We start from the raw sequence: 20081 nt of genomic DNA, 5'->3' as shown, positions 1-20081 counted from the left end.
CTCTGCGAAGTGGAAGCGTTTGCAGTGAGGGAGCCGGGCGTCCCGTCAGCTTCGCAGGGATGCCCCGGTGCGACGCCGGCGCCGAACGGCGAGCAGGGCGATCCCGGAGAGGAGGGCGAGCGCGGCCGCTCCTGCGCCCACGACGGCGGGAGCAGCGTCGGAGCCTGTCTGCGCGAGGATGGTCGTCGTCGACGCGAGAGGTGCGGCGCCCGGACCGCCTGCGTCGGGGGTCGCGAGCGGCGTCGCGGCGCCCGTCGGGCTCGGTGTCGGCGTCGGCGTCGGTGTCGGCGTCGGTGTCACGGTCACCTCGGTGCCGGTCGCGGCGCCGCCGGCGGCCACGTACGACACGGTGGCCTCGTCGGACCCGATCCCGTCGCCGCGGACGCTGTTGGAGAAGACGGTGCCGTCCGCCGTCCCGGCCGGAACGGCCAGCTGGTAGTAGACGACATAGGTGCTCTGCGGATCCGGGTCGTGCACCGTCAGCTGGAAGGAGGGTGCGGAGAATGAGGCCGTGTACTCGCCGGGTGCCGCGCCCTCTGCGAGACGCGTCGACGAGCCGGACCAGTCTCCGCCGTTCCAGTCGGCGTCCGCGACCCGCTCGACCGAGAGCGACGAAGGGATGAGCGAGAGTCGCGCGTCGTACGTGTCGGTCACGGTGACCTCCGCGCCATCGTGGAGCAGAAGGCCGCCCGGCAGGTAGATCAGCCAGCCGAGGCTGCCGTCGGCGTTCTGCCAGCCGCCCTTGGCGATGGCCGTCGGCGGGGCCGTCGCAGCGCCTCCCGTGCCCTCGCCGATACCGGCGCCGGGCACGACGACGCGATAGACCGTGCCGTCCGAGGTCTGGAACAGCAGGGTGCCGCCGGATGTCGCGACGGCGCTGGCGTAGAAGAAGAGCGTCCCCGAGATGCCGGTGTGGCTCGAGACGTAGTCGCCGACGGTGCAGTCGAACGAGTCGGAGTCGACCGTGCAGGTCCCGACCTCGGCGCCGTCGGGATCCTTCAGCGAGAACGACGACGTGTAGCCGTGGACGGGCGACGGGAACGAGACCGAGAAGGTGTCCCCGGGCGCGACGGTCGCAGGCAGTGCCCACGCCACGTCGACGCGGAACATCTGCCCGACGGTCAAGGGTGCGCCGGGGTCGCCCGGGTCGGGCGACGCGATGGACACCGAGGTGACCGGATCGATGTCGGCGGCGTCGGCGGACATCGACGGGAGGAGGGCGAGCACTGCGACGCCCACGGCCGCGAGTGCGATTCTGAAGACGGGCATCGGGTATTCCTTGCGGGTGCGATGGGGGAGACGCGGGTGCGTCCCTCCTCTGTGAGACCCGATGCGCGGGCATTCATGACGCCATTTGTCGACAAATACTCACTTATCGTGAGGGGCGGACATCGACCGGCCACGCCGCCCTGCTCACGGGCGCCAGTGGGAGGGGCGGGCCAGACCGGCCGGAAGCCGGGTCCGCCCGTCGCCGGTCGCCGCGTTCACCTGGGTCTGCGTGACGTAGACGGCATCGCGCAGATCGGCGCCGTCGAGACGGGCGTCGCGCAGATCGGCGCCGAGGAGCTCTGCAGACGACAGGTCCGTGCCGCGCAGGTCGGCCGCGATGAGCAGCGCGCCGCGGAGCTCGGCCCCCCGCAGGTCCGTGCCGCGCAGGTCGGCGCCGAGCAGGTCGGCTCCCGGCCGCAGCCGGCTCGGCGCGACGCGGGTCTGCCGAGGGTGCGTGGTCGGCGCGCCGGCCGCCTCCCGGGTCAGACGGGCGGCCTCGCGGAGCAGGGCCGCGGCGGGACCTCGGAGAGCATCGACGTCGAGCTCGCGAATGCGCTCGGGGGTGTCGTCGGCGGCGGCGCGCACGTCACGCTCCGCCGCACGGAGGCGCGCGTGGAGGGCCGCCGCGGCCGGCAGACGGAGCGCCTCCCGCAGGTACCAGAGCAGTTCGTGCAGCTGCCGGACCACGGGAAAGACGGCGAACATCCCGTCGCGGGTCTCACCGCCGTCGTGCCACGTCGCGCCCCCGAAGGTGTGCTGGGTGACGTGCTGGCCGGCGCCGAAGCAGTCGAACACCGTGCACCCCTTGAAGCCGCGATCGCGCAGGTGCGGGTGGATGCGGCAGAGGAAGTCGCCGTCGAGGTTGTCGCACGGGTCGCCTGCCGCCTTGTCGAACGCGAAGTCAGCCGACTTCGCGAACGCCAGCGCCACGCAGCATAGACCGGCGCAGTTCGCGCAGTCGGCCGAGAGCGAGGGAGGGGCGGCGACGTCCATCCCTCCACCCTACGGGCCCGCTATGCCATGATCGAGGAGTCGACCGAGGGGGGAACCGATGCCGACGATGCCAGCCGCTCCGCCGGAGCTGTCCACGCTGCCGGGGGCGGCGATCCTGCTGCGGGTGCGCCGCCTGCTCATCTGCGTGATCGTGGCCGCCCTCGCCTATTCGGTGCTGACCCAGGCGTCCTCGGGTCGCTGCACCGATCTGACCCGGCAGGCGGAGAGCCCGGCGACACGTCGGCGATCATGTCGTCGTGCGTCACGCTCACGCTCCGGCCGAGTCCGTTCGTGTACATCGCGTTGGCGGTGATCGTATTCGTGGCCATCGGGCGGGTCCTGCGGCAGGCCACCACGGTCGCGCGCGCTGTCGCCATCCTGAATCGTGCCGCGATCGTCGCCGTCGCGGTCGCCGCGGCCTCCTGGCTGATCAGCGTCGTCTGGTTCCTGCTGCTGCCGATCGACACGTGGGACGGCGCGGGATCGTTCTGGTTCCCCTTCCCCTTCGGCGCCGTGGATCTCAACACGACCACCACAGGCTGACGCGCGACGCAACGTTTCCACATCTTCAGGCCTCTTCGGAATTCCCACCGGTCGGTCGCGTTAGCGTGAATGGACCGCTCCGAACAGAACCACACGAATCGAAAGAGGCCTCCATGACCGCACCCCGTCGCACCATCGGCAGCTCCGACCTCGAGGTCTTCCCGCTCTCGCTCGGCGGCAACGTCTTCGGCTGGACCGCCGACCGGGACACGTCCTTCGACGTGCTCGACGCCTACACCGCCGCCGGCGGCAACTTCGTCGACACGGCCGACGGCTACTCCGCATGGGTGCCGGGCAACACCGGCGGCGACTCCGAGCGCATCCTCGGCGAATGGTTCGACGCCCGCGGCAACCGCGACGACGTCGTGCTCGCGACCAAGGTGAGCCAGCACCCCGACTTCAAGGGGCTCGCCGCCGACAACATCCGTCGCGCCGCGGACGCCTCGCTCCAGCGCCTCGGCAGCGAGTACATCGACCTCTACTACGCCCACTTCGATGACGAGACCGTTCCGCTGGAGGAGACGGTCGCCGCCCTCTCCGGGCTGGTCGACGCCGGCAAGGTGCGTTACATCGGCATCTCGAACTACACCCCCGAGCGCATCGAGGAGTGGTTCCGCATCACCGAGGCCGAGGGCCTGCACCGCGCGGTCGCCCTCCAGCCGCACTACAACCTCGTGGAGCGCTCGTTCGAGCAGACGTACCGTCCGATCGCCGAGCGCGAGAACCTCGGCGTCTTCCCGTACTTCGCGCTCGCCGCGGGCTTCCTCACCGGCAAGTACCGCGACGGGGTGACCGTCGACAGCGCCCGCGCCGCGGGTGCCGCGAAGTACCTCGACGACACCGGCCGTGCCGTGCTGACCGCGCTCGACGAGGTCGCTGCGGCCCACTCGGCGTCGGTCGCGTCCGTCGCGCTCGCCTGGCTCGCCGCGCAGCCGACCGTCACGGCGCCGATCGCCAGCGCCCGCACCCTCGACCAGCTCCCGGACCTCCTGGCCTCCGTGTCGCTGGAACTGACCCCCGCCGAGCTCGACGCGCTCGACGGCGCCTCGGAGGCGGCCCGGGCCGCCTGACCGGCCTGTGCACAGCCGCGTCCGCGGTGGTCGGAAGAACCTCGCGGTGATGGTATTCTCTTACGGTTGCCAAAATCGTTCGGGCCTTCCGGCCAGGACCGGCTTCGCCCCCTTAGCTCATTGGTAGAGCACTTCCTTGGTAAGGAAGAGGTAGTGGGTCCGATTCCCACAGGGGGCTCCGTCTCCCCGATGTTCGGTGGAGGCCGCGGCGGGGTAGCTCAGGTGGTTAGAGCACACGGCTCATAATCGTGGTGTCGCGGGTTCGAGTCCCGCCCTCGCTACAACAGGTGAAAGCACTGGGAACGGCAGTCTGAAGCGGACTGCCGTTTCGTTGTTTCCGGGCCGATGTGGACACAATTTGGACACACTTCAGATCATCGAATCGTGTCAGGGCGTCTTCGGGTGATCCGATGTGGACGACGTGAGTGTCGTTGGACGCGCGTGATCGAGCGCGGACGAAGCAGCCTCATCCAGCCGCTTCGCGACCTCGTCGAGATCGTCGTTGAACAGGTCGGCGTAGACGTCGAGCGTCATTGCTGCAGACGCATGGCCGAGCATCCGTTGCACCGCTTTGACGTTGGCGCCGGCAGACACGGCAAGGCTCGCGGTGGTGTGGCGAAGGTCGTGGATCGTCATCGACGGCAGCCCGGCCGAGATCAGCGCTCGGTCGAGCCAGGAGTTCTCCCTGATGGTTGGAGTGGTCTGGTGTTGGCCGAAGCGCCCGGGGAAGACCAAGGCGTCGGAGTCCTTGCCGTCGATTGCCTCCGCCAAGCCGTCGAGAAGGAGGGCGGGGAAGGGAACGCTTCGGCGCTTGTGGGTTTTCGGTGATCCGACGATGACCTCGCCTCGCACGAAGACGGCGTTCTCGACGACGTGAAGTCTCTGGCGTCTCAGATCCACGTCCTTCGTCCGGAGCGCGGTGGCCTCGCCCCAGCGGAGCCCGGTATAGCCAAGAAGGAGGACGAGGGTCCTGTGCGATCCGCTCGCGCTCGCGAGGCTGTCGAGCTGGCGATGGGAGAGGTACCGGTGCTCGCGCGAGACTTTGCGGGGGAGGTTTGCTCCTCGCGCAGGGTTCGATCCGATTCGGTGGTCGCGTACCGCGACGTCAAGGATCGCGGCGAGGATGCCGTAACAACGGTGGACGAGTGCGGGTGACTTCGGCTTGCCGAACTCCTTCCCGCCGGCGCTGAGGCCAGAGACCCAGGCCTGGACGTCGCTGTGACGGATGCCACCGATGGGGCGATCGCCCCACGCGGGTAGGACGTGCAGTCGCCAGGCCGATTCGATGGCGGCCACGGACGACGGCTTGAGGTGCGTTTGCGAGGCGAGCCAGATGACGCCCAGTTCGCCAATGGTCACGCGAGCGGTGGACGCGTCGATGTAATCGCCGCGAGCCTTCTTGACCTCGACGGATGCCAGGAAGAGTTCAGCTTCGCGCTTGGTCGTGAAGCCGCGCTTGCTGGCCTGGCGATGGTCGGGTTTGCGGTAGCGAACCCGGTACCGGCGTCCCTTAGCGCTGTCGTACGGCTCGACGCTCCCCATGTGGCACCTCCTAGGCGGCAGTCCCGTCGCTGATACCTGCGGTCGCGAGCAGGCCGCTGACGCGGCGAGCCTCATCCAGGACCCGCTCGATTCGGCCGCGGACTTCGTCGTTCGACGAGATCAGGTCGGGATCGCCCGATGCGTCGTGGACTTCGAGCACGATGTGGAGGCGGTCGAGTTCGCGGCGAAGCGTTCCGAGTTCTCGCAGCGTGTTCAAGGTGTCGATGTCCGTCCGCTCGGCGGCGAGGCGTGGCCGGTAAGAACTGGCAGGTGTGGCTGACAGCCAGCAGTCGAACTCCGCCGCCGTCATGTCGACGAAGTCGTCGCTGAGGTTTGGCAGGTCGAGGGGCGCGTTCGGTGTGCCCAACGGGGCGAGCAGAAACGATGCCGGGATCCCGAGTGCGCGCGCGATGTTCAGGAGCTGGCTGACGCTGATGTCGGCCTTGCGTCCCGACTCGATGTTCTCAAGCACGGCGGACGTCACGTTGCCTCCGGGAATGGCGTCGGCAAGCTCTCGGGTTGTGCGGAAACCGCGCTGGCGTCGTGCCAGCTTGATGCGACCGCCGAGGCTCGATTCTGATCGAAAGTCCGTCATATCGACAGACTAAGCCTTCAATGCTTGTCAAAGCAACGAATGCGCGCTACTGTCATCGCAACAGATCAATAGCTCTCTAGTTGTCGAAACGGAGGAGATTGAGATGACAGGAGAATTCATTCAGCCCGCCGACGTGGTCGAGCTGACCGGCCTTTCGCTCGCTGCCCTAGCGCAGCTGCGCTACCAGGGTAAGGGGCCCCGCTTCTACAAGCCGACCCCGCGCACCGTCCTCTACAAGCGGGCGGAGGTGATCGCATGGCTGGAGGCGAGCGCGCAGACCAGGACCGGCGCGATGGTGTGAGTGCTGCTGGCGCCGTCGCCTCTGATCGCCGTGGCGAGCTCGTCGATGGCTATCTCGTTCCGATTGATCCGATCGACGATCTCCAATGCGAAAGCTGCCAGTAGAACAAGGCGTTCACTACGGCGCGCCATCCATCGATGGCCCCCGTTCAGGGGTAGCGTCCGGCAGCAAATGGAGCGCACCACTTCCATCCCGTCCACTGCATCCGACGGCTCTCGAATCGAGTCAGGCCGGCGATGATGCATCGTGGCGAAGACGGAAACCCCCGACGTCGTCGTCAACCTTCCGTTACTCGATCCCGGCACGCCCCCGAGGCCCCGAACCTCGTGCCGACTTCCGCGCTGCCGTGATCAAACGCGCTGGCGGACGCTCCTGACGGGTCTTGGACCCGAGCCCGAATCCTTCACAACAAGCCACACCTGACTAGGGGAAGGTCGTGATCCCGTGGCTGAGGGAAACCTTGTCGATGCAGTGCTCGATGATCGAGTCGGAGAATTGCTCCGCAACGTCGACGCCATGCGTCCCTTTGTCCGCTACCGCATGCGGACTCGTCCCGACGACGTCGACGTCGTCCTCCAATCGGTCCGCGAGACCGTCTGGCACCGCGGCAACGCATATGACCCGTCGAAGGGAACACCGAACGCGTTTGTGTTCGGCATCACCCGCAACATCGTCCGCCGTGAACTCGGCAAGCACTTCCGCGATACTGCAGAACTGCCCGAGGAGATCGAGTCCACATCGACTCCGGACCCACTCGCAGTACTGGTGCGCCGGTTCGACGCACGCCGGTGGATGAGCCTGGTCGCCGACTTCGTGGGCCCGGCCGACTGGGCGGTCATCACCGAGATCGCTCTCAGCGACGGCGACACCGATCACGTTGCCGAATCCCACCACCTCACCGCCCGCGCGCTGCGCTCGGTCCGCGACCGTGTCACCTTGACGGCGCATACGGTGCGGGCTGCTCTGGCGGCAACGGATGCGAACCTGCCGATCACCGGATCGGTGATCCTGTGCTGCGTCCCCGAACGCGGCGGCCTGCGCGAGGTCGCCGAGATGATCGGGTACGACGCCGACACCATCGCGGCGACGTTGCACATCCACCCGGGTTCCGCCCGCGCCCGCATCGCGACCGCGAAACGGCTCCTGACGATCGCCCGCACCGTTCTCCTCCAGGAGGCAGCATGATCGGCGCTGCGGCGGGTGTCGCCGCGAGCGCGGTCCGTCACCCGCCGACGACCAGGAACCTGCTCGTCATCGCCGTGGTGCTGATCTTCGTCATCCCGGTCTCGCTCGTCGCCCTCCCGGTGACGATGGTCCTCGCCCTGGGCGCGGGCCTCTCCGGCGGAGGTGGGGGAGCGTGCGGAGGTTCGGCACCTAGCGTGGCTGCGGGACAGACAGTCGACGGGTACGGCGCCGATCAGCTGACCATCGCGGCGACGATCATCACGGTCGGCCAGCAGATGAACGTGCCCTCGCACGGAGAAGTGATCGCAGTCATGGTCGGGATGGGTGAGTCGGGCCTGCGCAACCTCGACCACGGCGACGCGGTCGACAACACCACCATCGGCGTCTTCCAGCAGGGCGCCAGCTACGGACCGCGCGAAGCCCGGATGGATCCCGCCACCGCGGCGGGAGCGTTCTACGCCCGCATGCTCCAGGTCCCGAACTGGCAAACGGCCGAGCCGACCCTCGTCGCCCACACGGTGCAGATCAACGCCGACCCCGACCACTACACGCCCTTCCTGCAAGCCGCAGAGCACGTCGTCGCAGCCCTGAGCGGAAGCGCTAACGGCACCTGCCAGGTGCCGGCAGACGCACGTGCAGCAGCCACTCTGCTCGTTGCGGCGATCAACGACGGCAAGCTCACCTTCCTCGAGCAGCGCTACCAGCAGCAGGTGCTGAACATGGCCGACGGAACCGCGACACCGGACTGCACGATCGACGCGCACGTGCTCCAGCTGATCGCCATCGCCGTGCAGACCTTCCAACAGGTCGGCGTCAGCGACCTCAACCGCCGCTGCACCGGATCCACCCCGGGCGCCGGCACCGCCTCCGCCCACTGGAAGGGCAAGGCGGTCGACTTCTACGCCGTCAACAAACGCTCCCTCACCGGAGCCGACGACCTCTCCGTCCAACTCATCCACACCCTCGACCCCTATGCGCCGCACGGGTCCTCGCTTGGCCAATCCGATTGCCGCGCCGGAGCCGGGATCCGCCTGGGCGCGCTGACGAACTTCACCAGCGACTTCCCGGACACCTGCAACCACCAGCACCTCCAGGTGCCCTGACCCAATTCACGAAATGCGCGCCAAACGCGACACCGACACGGAACGTGTCAGCGAAGGCGCATACGAAACCGAGGTGAACACCATGATCAAGAAGCTGACCGCACTCACGGCCCTCGCCTCCTGCCTCACCCTCGTCGGCTGCGCCACCGCGACGAAGCCGGCCCCGCAGCACGGGTACTCAACCGTCGCTCCCGCCACCTCGACACCCACTGCGAGCACCGACGCGATGCCCGCCGCCTCCGGCATCGTCAATACCGTCTGGATCGATGTCTACCCGATCAGCACCTTCGCCGCCAAGCACGGCTGCCACTGCACTCTCCCCGACTCGACCCAGGAACTCTTCCCGGCCGGAACTCCCGTCGTGCTCATCAAGGTCACCCTGACCGGCAAGTGGACACCCGCACAGGGCAACGCCACCACCCAGGACATCACCGGCATCACCCTGACCGGCACCAAGTTCGACGGACGCCCCGAACCCGCGGTGCTCGCTACCGCCGACGGACCGACCGCCGCCAAGCACGCCGGATTGCCGTGGCTGCCCTCCGGGCTCTTCACGAACGGGGCGACGTGGTCGATCCCGAACGAGAAGAGCACCTCGTTCGCGACCGCCTGGTACCTGCCTTCCGGCGTCGACCAACTGCTCCTGAAGGTCTACATCCCCAGCGAAGGCCAGGCCAACGACCTCACCGTCCCACTACCCGCCTCTCTACTCCGCACAACCACCGGCGGGGGAGGGGAGTGATCCCAGATGGACCTGGTCGCCAACCTTGTCGGTCTGCTCGCTATCATCGTCGCCGCGCTGACCGGGATCGCCGGCATCGGCATCCTCGCCGCGCGCCGCAAGAACCTGCCCGTACCAACTACGAAGGACCGAACCGCTGAGAGGAACACCCACTCATGAACACCATCCACACCGCGCTCGTCGCCGTCCAGACCCGCATCATCCACATCTTCGCTGTCGACAGCCCTACCCCGGACTTCTCCGGCCCCGGCGTCTCCGCCCTCCAGTCGGTCGCGAACGTCACCTTCGCGATCGTGCTCATCTGCGCCTTGATCGGCGGCCTCATCTCCGGTGGCGCGATCGCCGTCGGTCACATCTCCAGCAACGGGACCGTCCAGAAGCGCGGCATCGTCGGAGTGATCGCTTGCATCGCCGGTGTCGCCGTCGCCGGCAGCATCGCCGGGCTGGTCAACTGGGGCCAGTCGCTCCACGTGGCGTGATCACTCATGATCGAGCTGGCCACGCAGGACCCCTTCTCGCCGAACTACGGCTGCTTCGTCTCCGACTTCGGCTGCCAAGCCTCTCAAGCCATCGCCGGCTTCATGGGCTCCACCATCCGCAACCTCGGCGACTTCATCGCCGCCATGATCGCCGGCGCCTTCAACACCAACGTCGACCCCGGCAGCTGGGACATCGCCCACTCGCAGTTCCTGTTCTGGGTCGCGGTGACAGCACCGATCATCATCATCATCGCCCTCGTCCAGATCGGCATCGCAATGATCATCCAGGACACCTCCCGGATCGGCCGCACCGCCGCCGGTGCCGCCCTCGCCATCCCGTTCAGCGCGATCTGCGTCTGGGGAATGCAACAGTTCTCCGGCATCACCGACGACGTCACCCGCAACCTCACCACCAGCGTCCAAGGCGGCGCACTCAGCGACGGACTCCTGCGCGTGGTCGGCATCTTCGACGCACCCAAGCAGGCGACCGGCGCTGCGATGGCCAGCGCCAGCTTTAGCAAAGACAGCGTCATCTACCTCATGGCCGCCCAGGGCGGACAGACCCAGGGAGCGGTCGGCGAGTACGTCATGGCGCTCCTGATCGTCGGGCTGATGATGATCGCCTCCCTGTTCCTCTTCATCGCCATGTCCATCCGCGAATTCGGGCTCCTCGCGCTCGCGGCGATGGCACCGGTCGGGCTGATGATGATCGGCCAGCCCAAGCTCACCGTGTGGGCACAGCGATGGATGAGCCTTGCGACTGGGCTGCTGATCGCCAAGCCGCTAGCCGCCGGTGTCATCCTCCTCGCTGTCCAACTGAGCAAGTCCAGCCAGAGCATCGGCGTGATCCTCGTCGCCGCCGGCGCTGTGATCGTCGCCTCCTTCTCCCCACTGTGGGCGACCAAGCTCGTGTCCTTCGCCGGCGCCGAAGTCGGCACCGCCCTCCACCACCGGTTCTCGGTGCGCGACCAGGTCTCCCGCGCCGGAACCGCTTCCGCACCCGTGCGCTCTGCCGCACGCGTCATCAAGGTTGGGAGATAACCGATGACCACCTTCACCGCCGACCAGCTCATCACCGAGGAAGGCGCACCCCGCGTCCGCTTCGCCGCCCGCGAGCGCCGCGGCGTCCTCCTCGGCCTCAGCTTCCTCCAGCTGACCGTCATCGGCGCCAGCATCGCGATCCTGCTGACGACGCTGTTCGTCGACACCAACGCCGTCTGGGTGATGCTGCCCATTGCGGCTGTCGTCTGCTTCCTGGCCGTCGCCACCTACCGCCGCGAACCCGTTCTCGCGATCGCCGCCCAGGCCGGTCGCTACCTCTATCGCACGGTCGCGGGCCAGACCACCTTCCGCAGGGACGTGTGGATGCGCGTCAGCCTCGCCTCCCTCAACGTCGGCCAAGCCCACGTGGAAGCCATCACCCCCACCGTGACCTCCCGCTTTCTGCTGCCTGGTGCGCTCGGCGACGTGCAGATAATTCAGATCCCCGGTGCAGGAGCCTTCGTCTACAACGCCCGCGGCCGCCTCGCCTCCGTCACCGTCCGCGTCGGATCCCGCGCGTGGGCGCTACGTGACAAGGGCACCCAGGAGGCCGCCTACGATGGCTTCGTCGAATGGCTCAGCACCCTCGAGAACCTCCCCGGCCTTCGCGAAACCACCATCCGCATCCGCGTCGACCGCGCCTCATCGAACGAACTGCGCGACTACCTGATCTCCCGCGAGGACGAGTTCGACCCTCACGTCACCCCGGAGCTGCGCCAGGAGTATTGGGCCCTCACGCAGGCCGCATCCAAGCGATCGATGGGGTTCACCAACTACATCACCCTCACCTTCGACACCGGCGCGCTGAACGCTGCTATCCGCGACGGCGGCAAAGGGATGACCGGCCTCGCCTCCGTGCTCAAAGAGCGCGTAGCCGGTATCGAAACCGCCATGGAGCACGCCCGGCTCGCCCCCGCCGGCTGGCTTACCGCGGACGAACTCGACGACCTCCTCGCCGTCGCCGCCGACCCCATTGCCGCAGCTGCTCGCCGTGAAGACCCGACTGCTTCGGCCGCAGCATCGCCTCCGCCGGTCATGGGTATCGACGAGAACTGGGACAGCATCCGCGTCGACGAGTCCTGGCACCAAACCTTCTGGGTCGCAGAGTGGCCTCGCACCGATGTCCGCACCGGCTTCCTCGAACCCCTCCTCTACGCCGGCGACGCCACCCGGGTCATCACCCTGCAGGTGCGCCCCGTCCCGACACACAAGGCGCTGGCCCAGCTCAACCGAGCCCAGTCCGACATGGAGACCGCTGCGACCATCCGTCTCAAGCTCCAATCCCGAATCCCGCTCACCCACCTGCGAGAAGAGGAGGACCTCGCCATCCGTGAACACGACCTCGTCGACGGATTCGGCGACGTCCAGTACCGCGGCTTCGTCACCACCTCAGCAGAGTCGAAGGAGGGCCTCGCCATGGCTCGCACCGACATCGACCAGGCCTCCCACCCGGCCCGCCTCGTGCTCGCCTCCATGTCGGGGCAGCAGGCCGCCGGGTTTGTCACCGCAGTGCTCCCAGTGCCCATGGAAGGAGAGTGAGATGGCCAAGCCCACCGCCGTCATCGGACACATCCCCGCCGCCGCGCACGGCGTCCGCGGCCGCCGTACCCAGCCCTCCGCGACCGAACAGAAGGGTGCCGCATGGAGGCTTCAGGTGGCGGAGCTGCCGGCGTCCAAAATGCCAGCCTGGGGGTGGAAGCATCCTCATAACCTGCGCGGCCCGCTACGCGCCGAGCCGCCGGCACACCGCTGCTCCTCCAGAGTCCTCGGCGGTGCGTACCCGTTCCTGGCCGAGACCGGCGACATCCTCACCGGTGCGTACATTGGCGAGAACCAACTCTCTCGCGCCCCGTTCTGCTTCGACCCCTGGGACGCGTATTCAGCCGAAGCCGTCCGCTCCCACTCGGTCGCGATCCTCGGAGTGAAGGGCACAGGCAAGTCCGTACTCGCCAAGTCGTGGGGATCCCGGCTCGCCCGCCTCGGCCGCAAGATCGCCGTCCCGCACGACCCCAACGGGGAGTGGGTGCGCGTTGCCGACTACGTCGGCGGCACCTCGATCAGCGTTGGACCCGGCAAGGCCGCACGGATCAACCTTCTCGACGAAGGCCCTCGCGACCCCGGGTTCAGCGATGAGGACTGGAACCAGAACGTCCTTCAGTACCGGCGTGCGACGGTCAAGACGATCATCCGCCGCCTCCGCGAAGGTGGCAATCTCGAGCCGGTCGAGCACACCGCCCTCGACGTCGCGCTCGATGCCCTCCGCGGTCAGAGCACGGTGATCATCACCCACGTCTATGACCGGCTGGTCAACCCGGACGAAGCGCTCCCGCAAGAGGTCGCAGACGCCGGCCATCGCCTCGCGCACAGCCTGCGCCGCATGGTCTCTGGCGACCTCGCGGGATTCTTCGACGGCCCCTCCACGGTCCGCTTCGACGCGAACGCCCCGATGATGGTCGTCGACACCTCCGCCCTCAAAGGCGCATCGCCGGAAGCGCAGGCACTGGCCCGGCTCGCGACCGCAAACTGGATCCGCCGATCCGCGCTCAGCGCGAACCGGCAGGCCCGGGTCATCATCCACGAGGAAGCCGCCGTCGAACTCCTCAACGACGTCTCCGGTGGCGACGGCCTCGCTGACCGCGTCGAAGACGAGAAGATCGCCCGCCACCTCGGCACCAGCAACTGGTACCTGCTCCACCGCGTCGCCGACCTGGACTCCCTCGGCGACCGGAACAGCGCCCTGCACGCCCGCGCCCTCGGCCTCCTCGCCGACTGCGAGACCCGCATCTCCTACGCCCAGCACTCCGGCGAGATCGCCCGCTCCCGCGAGATCCTCGGCTGGAACGACACCCAAGCCGACCTCGTCCGCAAACTCCACAAAGGCGAAGGACTCTGGCAGATCGGCCAAGACCGGGTCGCGAAAGTTCGCAACATCTGCACCGACTACGAGATGAGAATCTTCAGCACCGACACTCACGGCGGTGCACGCGCATGAATGGCCACCGCTCACCGTGGGCCACTGTGGCCCTTTACTCGATCTTCGGCATCGCCGTGCTCGGCGGCCTCGCCACCGCCATCGGAGCCGCGACCCTCCACACGGTCTGCGGCGCCGGCGGCGCACCAAGCAGCGTCATTGCCGGGCTCCAGCTCGCGATCGGTGGCGACTCCACCGGCTACTCTCTGGCTCCCGGGTGCACGCCGCCCATTGCGTTGATTCGGATCCTCGACGTCCTCGCGCTGCTCCTGCTTCTTGCAATGGAGGTCGCGGCGACGTCGTGGTGGCTCCGCTACCGACAGTCCGACCGGCACTTCATCCGCGAACTGCGGATGCGCGAGGGTCTGGCCAAACCCGGGGAGATCCGCAAACATACCTCTCGTGCGGCCACGCTTCGTCGCGCCAAGACCCTCCGCCCATCGCTACTTGATCCAACCCCCGAAGCGGTGGGCTGGAAGGTCGGCCGCTCCCACGGGCAAGACATCTACGTCTCCATCGAAGACTCCATCGTAGTCGAGGGCGCACCGCGCTCCGGCAAGGGATACCGGTTCATCATCAACGCCATCCTCGACTGGGACGGCCCGATCATCACCACCTCCACCCGCAACGACAACCTCTCTGCAACCATGCGCGAGCGGGCGCGAGTCGGCGAGGTCACCGTCTTTGACCCTCAGGAGCTCTCTGGCGTGCGCTCTGCGCTCCGGATATCTCCTGTCACTGGATGCGAGGACCCTCTCGTCGCTGACCAGCGGGGTCAGGCGATTGTCGCCGGCACCGCACTCGGTGCATCCAAGACCAACCAGGAGTGGGCACACATCTCCTCCTCGGTCCTTTCCCGGCTCCTTCACGCAGCCGCCGTCGACGGGCGCGACGCCGACGCGATCGCCCGCTGGGGATCCAACCCACGCCTGGCATTGGAAGCGGTCAACGTCCTCACCAACCACGGCACCCCCGGCTGGGCTGAAGACCTCGACGCGATCATCAACGGCGACGAGAAGCTCCTCGCCTCCTCCTGGTTCGGCGTCTCCGGCGCCGTCCGCCCGCTCGCCATCCCCGCCATCCGGAAAGCCATGACCCCCGGCCCAGGCGAACAGTTCGACCCCGACCAGTTCCTCACCGGCTCCAACAGCCTTTACCTCGTCGGCACCGGCGCCGGCGGAGGATCCGTCGGCGGCTTCCTCGGCGCCGTCCTCGACGACATCGTCGAGACCGCCCGCCGCAAAGCCCTCGCGTCACGAGGCTCCCGACTCGACCTCCCGCTCGCGCTCATCCTGGACGAGATCGCCAACATGTTCTCCTGGCCCGCCCTGCCCCGGATCATGGCCGACGGCGGCGGCATCGGCATCTCCACCATCGTCGTCCTCCAAGCCCTCTCCCAAGCCGAAACCGCCTGGTCCCGATCGGAAGCCGACACCATCTGGTCCGCCGCCACCGCCAAGCTCCTCCTCGGGGGAGCCTCCGACGTCGACCACCTCCGCGACATCGAATCTCTCCTTGGTAGCCGCCGCATCCGCACCACCGGGCACAGCTACAACGACAGCGGATCCTCCACCAATGTCAGCAACGAAAAGATCCCCGTCATGACCCTCGACGAGATCCGCCGCATGCCCGAATCCGTCGGACTCCTCGCCTACCGCAATCGCCGCGGCATCCTCCTCGACCTGAATGGCTGGACCGACCGTCCCGACGCCGGCCAGATCAAGACCGGCAAGAAGGCCACCGAAGCTGATCAACAAATCGTCTTCGGCGAGCAGTATCAAGCCGCCATCGAACGCCGCCACACGACAGCGGAGCGGAACTGATGTCCAACCGCCGCCGCCCCGCCTGGGACAACAACTACCGCACCCGCTATCTCCGCTCGCCCGCCTGGTTTGCCCGTCGCGACCGCTGGTTCGCCACCGAACACCGGCGGTCCGGCCAGGTGCAATGCGCGCTCTGCCTCGGAACCGGCACACCGCGCACCCTTGAGCTACACCATCTTGACTACCGCGGCGTCTTGCAGACGCCCGCTGGCTGGGCCGCCCGCGAGAAGCACGACGACCTCACCGCGCTGCACCCGCGATGCCACGAGTACCTGCACCAGCTCATCGACCGCGACCGTGCGCTCTCTGGGCTCGTCTCACGCCGCACCGCGTCCGCCCAGGCGATCGCCCGGCTCCGGGCCAAGCTCGGCCGGTACGTCGAATCACTGGAGCAGCAGTGAGTGGAGATGAGACCCCTATCGAGGACCTCCTGGACTCGTTGCCCGAGGGATGGGACGAGCAGCTTCCTCGGCGTGGTCCCGACATGCTCGGCGTCAGCGTTGTCAACTGGCGAACCCTCGAAGACGCAGACGCCCCTGAGACGTGGACCGACCTAGGGGAGTGGGTGACCTGGTTCACCCGGCGATACAATCTCCCCGCCCGGAAGATCCCACCGTGCTGGTTCAAACACGGCGCACTCGTCGAAGAACTCTCCGCCCTCCACACCGCCTGGCTCGTCTCCTACGACTCACTCGACGCCGGCTACGGGCCTATTGGGTGGCACGAACGACTCGCCGCCGCCATCCCACGCTTGGCCACCTGGTACAGCGGCGAATGCCACAACGAACACACCGAACTGCCACAAGCCGGTTCGATCGGGACGTCGACGTCCGACTGGGCTGAGTGGATTCAGCGAGCTCATTCGTGACCGTCGGTTTGCGCGCACTGAGAGCGCATTCGAGTCGGTCGACACGGAACGTGTGGGTAGAAGCGACCCGATAGAACGGCCGCGCTACCGAAAGGCAAGACCCATGAGCACACGAGTCCCCATCAGTATCGAAGGCAACCTCGTAGCCGACCCCGCCTACGGCGAATCCGAGAACGGCACCAAGTTCGCCAAGTTCACCGTCGCCGTCACCGACCGCAAACTCGAAGACGGCAAATGGGTCGACGGCGACACCCAGTACCACCGCACCACCGTCTTCGGCCGCACCGCCGAGAACGTCCGCGACAGCCTCGCCAAAGGCGACACCATCGTCGTCAACGGCAACCTCGAATTCCGTCACTGGACCGACCCGGCCAGCGGCGAGGCGCGCGCGGCGACCGAGATCGTTGCCGACGCCGTCGGTCCGTCGCTGCGGTACACGACCGCGGAGGTGGCGCGACGCACCCCAAAAGCTGACGGCCCGGAGGCAAGCGCTACCGGGCCGACTTCAATACGGGAACGAGCGCACGAAGCCGCATCAATGGCATAGATGGCAAGAAGGGGGCGGATTCATCCGCCCCCTTCTTGCGTCAATATCCAATCGCCGCGGTTGCCATCGCCCCAATCCTGGGGGCGATTCCCCGTTCGACGCTAACTGGCGCGACTTGGCTTGGCCATCGCGGCTAAGTTGTTGTGTGATCGAATGGGGGACTCCTTGGCGTCAATTACGACCTGGCGGGTCGCGGACTTTAAAGCGCTCGGCGATGCGGAGCTTTCGATTCCGCAACTTACTGTCTTAGCTGGCGCCAATAGCTCCGGAAAATCGTCGGTCATCCAGTCCGTGCTGATGGTCGCTCAAACAGTTACTCGCGGGGGGCCCATCGTCCTGAATGGGCCGCTGGTGCGACTCGGATTACCAGATGATGTCGTCCGCGATGGCCAGAAGTCAGTGCAGTTGGGCTTTGACGTTCAGCTCGATCCGTCGAGCAGCCCTACCCGAAGACGACAGATCCTGCGTGTCGAGATCGCCCTGGCACCTGACAAGAGCAACTCATCGCTCATTCCAGTGTCATTCAACGTCTCGGACGAGGCCAATGTGACTCGATTCGCTGCTACCAGTGCTCGGATGAATGGATCAGACGCTGACGTTCTCTCGACCATAACTAGCGCGGGCGAAGTCAGTTATCTGAGGGTCACTGACATCGCAGGCGGGCGTGCACCGAGCCGAATGTACCTTGGCTTCCTCGGATTGACGCCCACCTCGCTGGTGTTACATCGCGACGCAAACTCGATTGTTCGCGATATGCGAGGAGCGCTCTCCACGTTGATTCAGGGCGATCGGATGGCGTATGAGGTCATCAGTGAACTGAGCTCGCTTGTGCGCAAAGACGCGTTCTTGAAGGCGCTAGGCATTGAAGGGCCGGCCGAGCAGGACGGCCGCATCCAGAGCCCGCCATCGCGGTGGACAGCCAAGGACATCGCAAATCTTTCCGAAGATCAGCTGTCAGCGCTCATTGAAAGGGCAGCAGCAAAGAGGGCCATAAACGAGTGGGTCCAAATTGCGCCCATCTACAGCTCGTTCGGCTACAGGGCTTCACTTCGGTACTTCCGGAATGGAATTCTCGAGGACACTGTCTCATCGCAGTTCGATAGCGAGCTTCAGGTGCTATCCAGCATCGGATTGGCCCTGCAGGAGTTCGGCGGTCAAGTCCGATATCTCGGACCGTTGCGTGATGAGCCTCGAGTCGTTCATGGGGCGTGGGACGAACGGGTGCAGTCGTTGCCGGTGGGCATCAAGGGCGAGCTCACCGCCGAGGTCCTCACACGCGAGAAGGATCGCCGTATCGTATATCGGGATTGGGATAATCGAAGCCACCGCCATTCGCTACCCGAGGCTGTCTCGATGTGGTGTTCATATCTCGGAATCGGAGACCAAATCCGCGTTCTCGACCTCGGGAAGCTAGGTCGGGGCGTGAACCTCGAGGTCCAGGGTAGGGATCGTGACCTGACAACCATTGGCGTTGGGGCGAGCCAGCTGCTCCCGATCCTCGTAGCCGGCATCTCGGCTCCACCGGGGTCTATTGTCTTTGTTGAGCAGCCAGAGCTCCATCTTCACCCAAGCGTTCAATCTCGGCTCGCCGACTTCTTCCTTTTTGCGAGGATCGACGTCAGATTCGTCGTAGAGACGCATAGCGAATACCTGATTACTCGGATCAGACGACGAATTGCGGAGGATCGGTTTCGCGCTGCGAAACTCCAAGTCCTATTCGCTGAGCAATCGAGCAGCGCGACAGTTGTCCGAAACTTGACCGTCTCAGAGCTTGGCGACTTTGACGAGTGGCCTGCAGGGTTCTTTGACGCACAAGAGGATGATGCTCGCCAAATTGTCCGAGCGATCCAGGCTCGGCTTGCTGGTACGGCATGATGGCGGGCGTACTCCTGCTCGGTCCCGAGATCGCCCTTCCGCAAGACGCGAACTTGTCATCATGGGCTCCGTTCTTCGAATGGGTCTCGGACGGACGGGTTCGTTTGGGACAACGGGTATGGAACGTCCTCGCCGAGCAGTACGGTATGAATGCTCTCCAGCCGCCGCGTGCGATGGGGCAGCTTGTGCACAAGGTGGTCGGTGACGTGCTATCTCGTGGACCGCTCGCCCATCAAGCTGAAGACATGCCAAACGCACTTGACCCTCAGTATTCGGGGTCAGCGCTTAACCATCAGCTCCTGGTCGACGACATCGTGGGCACTGCTTCATCTCGGCCAATCGCCTTGGGTACGAGTCCGGAGGCTTGGCCAGCTGAATCAGAATTCGTGTGCTGCATTCCTGAGCCTCCGGCAAGGCTCGCGCTGCACTTCCAACCCAACCTGCCCACACCTGAGGAGATGAGGGTCCACTATCGGGATTGGTTCGCTGGCAAACGTGTATTGATTGTCGGTGGCCAGATTGAGGAATCCGTCATCGGGACACTGGGCGAGGTACTAGGGATCGAAGGCTCAAGCGTTACTTGGGTTGCAAGCGAGCGACACAAGAAGGCTGGCAACCTCAAGGCTACGATCTACGGAATGAGTGACGCGGACATCATCATCTGCATCGTCGGGAAGGTTGGGCATGATGTCAGCGGTCAGATGGATACTCATTGCTCAAAGAAGGGGTACGTGCTTCACAGTGTTCGTTTCGCTTCACATGTGAAGGACTATCTGGAAGGAATGGCGACTTGATTCGCATCGGAGCGAGGAACGTCCGCGTGACGAAATAGCCGTCCACGTTCCGTCTTCCGAAGTAGGACTGTTCTCGATTGGAAGTTCGGTGGACACTGTGGACGTGCACAGCGCGGAACCAGAACCGATGCCCCTCGGTGTCTCGACTGAAGGAGCTGTCGCGCTGTGCCGGGACTGGATGGTCTACCTCGGGGCAAGAGAAGCGGTCGTTGCCGCGGGACCGGCTAGGGCAGTCTGTGACATTTATAGCGCGCGGTACGTCGCCTGGGTTCAGAACGAACGTCAGAACCTTGATGTTGATCCCATCCTCCGAGCGGCACAACTATCGTCGGCGGATGGT

Annotated in this window: 21 protein-coding genes and 2 tRNA genes; 19 read left to right on the top strand and 4 right to left on the bottom strand. The window is 66.2% G+C overall.

Features of this window, described 5'->3' with window-relative positions; genetic code table 11:
* Window positions 1-45 precede the first annotated feature (45 nt).
* The gene (locus ACFVU2_RS01985) at window positions 46-1269 is read right to left on the bottom strand and encodes an Ig-like domain-containing protein (protein WP_387870286.1); all 1224 of its coding nucleotides are present in this window, start codon (window positions 1267-1269) and stop codon (window positions 46-48) included.
* 144 nt (window positions 1270-1413) lie between these two features.
* Window positions 1414-2262, bottom strand: coding sequence for a pentapeptide repeat-containing protein (locus ACFVU2_RS01980; protein WP_387870284.1), 849 nt, complete (start codon window positions 2260-2262; stop codon window positions 1414-1416).
* Window positions 2263-2553: 291 nt separating this feature from the next.
* Here ACFVU2_RS01980 and ACFVU2_RS01975 point away from each other — a divergent pair, with 291 nt between their 5' ends.
* From ACFVU2_RS01975 to ACFVU2_RS01960, 4 genes are all read left to right on the top strand, one after another.
* Window positions 2554-2805 (top strand): hypothetical protein, encoded by a 252-nt coding sequence (locus tag ACFVU2_RS01975; RefSeq protein WP_387870283.1) that lies wholly within the window; start codon window positions 2554-2556, stop codon window positions 2803-2805.
* Window positions 2806-2918: 113 nt separating this feature from the next.
* Complete coding sequence (locus ACFVU2_RS01970) at window positions 2919-3875, top strand: aldo/keto reductase (RefSeq protein ID WP_387870281.1); 957 nt, start codon at window positions 2919-2921, stop codon at window positions 3873-3875.
* A gap of 106 nt (window positions 3876-3981) precedes the next feature.
* Window positions 3982-4053: transfer RNA gene (locus ACFVU2_RS01965), tRNA-Thr, on the top strand.
* A gap of 29 nt (window positions 4054-4082) precedes the next feature.
* Window positions 4083-4156: transfer RNA gene (locus tag ACFVU2_RS01960), tRNA-Met, on the top strand.
* Between the two features lie 106 nt (window positions 4157-4262).
* Here ACFVU2_RS01960 and ACFVU2_RS01955 read toward each other — a convergent pair.
* Both ACFVU2_RS01955 and ACFVU2_RS01950 read right to left on the bottom strand, forming a co-directional pair.
* A complete protein-coding gene (locus ACFVU2_RS01955; RefSeq protein ID WP_387870280.1) occupies window positions 4263-5417 on the bottom strand; it encodes a tyrosine-type recombinase/integrase in 1155 nt (384 codons plus the stop codon).
* Window positions 5418-5427: 10 nt separating this feature from the next.
* On the bottom strand, window positions 5428-6012 hold the full coding sequence (locus tag ACFVU2_RS01950; protein ID WP_387870278.1) for a helix-turn-helix domain-containing protein: 585 nt from the start codon (window positions 6010-6012) through the stop codon (window positions 5428-5430).
* A 103-nt stretch (window positions 6013-6115) separates the two neighbouring features.
* Here ACFVU2_RS01950 and ACFVU2_RS01945 point away from each other — a divergent pair, with 103 nt between their 5' ends.
* From ACFVU2_RS01945 to ACFVU2_RS01875, 15 genes are all read left to right on the top strand, one after another.
* The gene (locus ACFVU2_RS01945; protein WP_387870276.1) at window positions 6116-6313 is read left to right on the top strand and encodes a helix-turn-helix transcriptional regulator; all 198 of its coding nucleotides are present in this window, start codon (window positions 6116-6118) and stop codon (window positions 6311-6313) included.
* Between the two features lie 540 nt (window positions 6314-6853).
* Complete coding sequence (locus tag ACFVU2_RS01940) at window positions 6854-7498, top strand: hypothetical protein (protein ID WP_387870274.1); 645 nt, start codon at window positions 6854-6856, stop codon at window positions 7496-7498.
* Window positions 7495-8601, top strand: a complete 1107-nt coding sequence (locus ACFVU2_RS01935; RefSeq protein WP_387870272.1) for a hypothetical protein — start codon at window positions 7495-7497, stop codon at window positions 8599-8601. The genes ACFVU2_RS01940 and ACFVU2_RS01935 overlap by 4 nt, the downstream gene beginning before the upstream one ends.
* Before the next feature lie 73 nt (window positions 8602-8674).
* Window positions 8675-9343, top strand: coding sequence for a hypothetical protein (locus ACFVU2_RS01930; RefSeq protein WP_387870271.1), 669 nt, complete (start codon window positions 8675-8677; stop codon window positions 9341-9343).
* A gap of 6 nt (window positions 9344-9349) precedes the next feature.
* Window positions 9350-9502, top strand: coding sequence for a hypothetical protein (locus ACFVU2_RS01925; RefSeq protein WP_387870270.1), 153 nt, complete (start codon window positions 9350-9352; stop codon window positions 9500-9502).
* Complete coding sequence (locus tag ACFVU2_RS01920) at window positions 9499-9822, top strand: hypothetical protein (protein WP_387870269.1); 324 nt, start codon at window positions 9499-9501, stop codon at window positions 9820-9822. Before ACFVU2_RS01925 ends, ACFVU2_RS01920 begins: the two co-directional genes overlap by 4 nt.
* A gap of 6 nt (window positions 9823-9828) precedes the next feature.
* Window positions 9829-10863, top strand: coding sequence for a hypothetical protein (locus ACFVU2_RS01915; RefSeq protein ID WP_387870267.1), 1035 nt, complete (start codon window positions 9829-9831; stop codon window positions 10861-10863).
* A 3-nt stretch (window positions 10864-10866) separates the two neighbouring features.
* On the top strand, window positions 10867-12402 hold the full coding sequence (locus ACFVU2_RS01910; protein WP_387870265.1) for an SCO6880 family protein: 1536 nt from the start codon (window positions 10867-10869) through the stop codon (window positions 12400-12402).
* A gap of 1 nt (window position 12403) precedes the next feature.
* A complete protein-coding gene (locus ACFVU2_RS01905) occupies window positions 12404-13855 on the top strand; it encodes a hypothetical protein (protein WP_387870264.1) in 1452 nt (483 codons plus the stop codon).
* Between the two features lie 26 nt (window positions 13856-13881).
* Window positions 13882-15657, top strand: a complete 1776-nt coding sequence (locus tag ACFVU2_RS01900; protein WP_387870263.1) for a type IV secretory system conjugative DNA transfer family protein — start codon at window positions 13882-13884, stop codon at window positions 15655-15657.
* 194 nt (window positions 15658-15851) lie between these two features.
* Window positions 15852-16058, top strand: coding sequence for a hypothetical protein (locus ACFVU2_RS01895; protein ID WP_387870261.1), 207 nt, complete (start codon window positions 15852-15854; stop codon window positions 16056-16058).
* 164 nt (window positions 16059-16222) lie between these two features.
* Entirely contained in the window at window positions 16223-16525 is a 303-nt protein-coding gene (locus ACFVU2_RS01890) for a hypothetical protein (protein ID WP_387870260.1), read from the top strand.
* Between the two features lie 103 nt (window positions 16526-16628).
* Complete coding sequence (locus ACFVU2_RS01885) at window positions 16629-17072, top strand: single-stranded DNA-binding protein (protein WP_387870258.1); 444 nt, start codon at window positions 16629-16631, stop codon at window positions 17070-17072.
* 153 nt (window positions 17073-17225) lie between these two features.
* Window positions 17226-18947 carry a DUF3696 domain-containing protein gene (locus ACFVU2_RS01880; protein ID WP_387870256.1) on the top strand — a complete coding sequence of 574 codons (1722 nt, stop codon included), beginning with the start codon at window positions 17226-17228 and terminating at the stop codon, window positions 18945-18947.
* 146 nt (window positions 18948-19093) lie between these two features.
* On the top strand, window positions 19094-19741 hold the full coding sequence (locus ACFVU2_RS01875; RefSeq protein WP_387870254.1) for a hypothetical protein: 648 nt from the start codon (window positions 19094-19096) through the stop codon (window positions 19739-19741).
* Window positions 19742-20081 lie beyond the last annotated feature (340 nt).

The sequence above is a fragment of the Leifsonia sp. NPDC058194 genome, assembly GCF_042883605.1.
Classification (GTDB): Bacteria; Actinomycetota; Actinomycetes; order Actinomycetales; family Microbacteriaceae; genus Leifsonia.
The sequence above is the reverse complement of the archived record's forward strand: the minus strand, read 5'-3'. Positions and strand labels throughout refer to the sequence as shown.

Bases quoted from the DNA above. Each gene is read 5' to 3' on its own strand.
- ACFVU2_RS01985 (WP_387870286.1), bottom strand. From the start codon at position 1,269: ATGCCCGTCTTCAGAATCGCACTCGCGGCCGTGGGCGTCGCAGTGCTC.
- ACFVU2_RS01980 (WP_387870284.1), bottom strand. From the start codon at position 2,262: ATGGACGTCGCCGCCCCTCCCTCGCTCTCGGCCGACTGCGCGAACTGC.
- ACFVU2_RS01970 (WP_387870281.1), top strand. From the start codon at position 2,919: ATGACCGCACCCCGTCGCACCATCGGCAGCTCCGACCTCGAGGTCTTC.
- ACFVU2_RS01955 (WP_387870280.1), bottom strand. From the start codon at position 5,417: ATGGGGAGCGTCGAGCCGTACGACAGCGCTAAGGGACGCCGGTACCGG.
- ACFVU2_RS01950 (WP_387870278.1), bottom strand. From the start codon at position 6,012: ATGACGGACTTTCGATCAGAATCGAGCCTCGGCGGTCGCATCAAGCTG.
- ACFVU2_RS01945 (WP_387870276.1), top strand. From the start codon at position 6,116: ATGACAGGAGAATTCATTCAGCCCGCCGACGTGGTCGAGCTGACCGGC.
- ACFVU2_RS01940 (WP_387870274.1), top strand. From the start codon at position 6,854: ATGCGGACTCGTCCCGACGACGTCGACGTCGTCCTCCAATCGGTCCGC.
- ACFVU2_RS01935 (WP_387870272.1), top strand. From the start codon at position 7,495: ATGATCGGCGCTGCGGCGGGTGTCGCCGCGAGCGCGGTCCGTCACCCG.
- ACFVU2_RS01925 (WP_387870270.1), top strand. From the start codon at position 9,350: ATGGACCTGGTCGCCAACCTTGTCGGTCTGCTCGCTATCATCGTCGCC.
- ACFVU2_RS01920 (WP_387870269.1), top strand. From the start codon at position 9,499: ATGAACACCATCCACACCGCGCTCGTCGCCGTCCAGACCCGCATCATC.
- ACFVU2_RS01915 (WP_387870267.1), top strand. From the start codon at position 9,829: ATGATCGAGCTGGCCACGCAGGACCCCTTCTCGCCGAACTACGGCTGC.
- ACFVU2_RS01910 (WP_387870265.1), top strand. From the start codon at position 10,867: ATGACCACCTTCACCGCCGACCAGCTCATCACCGAGGAAGGCGCACCC.
- ACFVU2_RS01905 (WP_387870264.1), top strand. From the start codon at position 12,404: ATGGCCAAGCCCACCGCCGTCATCGGACACATCCCCGCCGCCGCGCAC.
- ACFVU2_RS01885 (WP_387870258.1), top strand. From the start codon at position 16,629: ATGAGCACACGAGTCCCCATCAGTATCGAAGGCAACCTCGTAGCCGAC.
- ACFVU2_RS01880 (WP_387870256.1), top strand. From the start codon at position 17,226: ATGGGGGACTCCTTGGCGTCAATTACGACCTGGCGGGTCGCGGACTTT.
- ACFVU2_RS01875 (WP_387870254.1), top strand. From the start codon at position 19,094: ATGAATGCTCTCCAGCCGCCGCGTGCGATGGGGCAGCTTGTGCACAAG.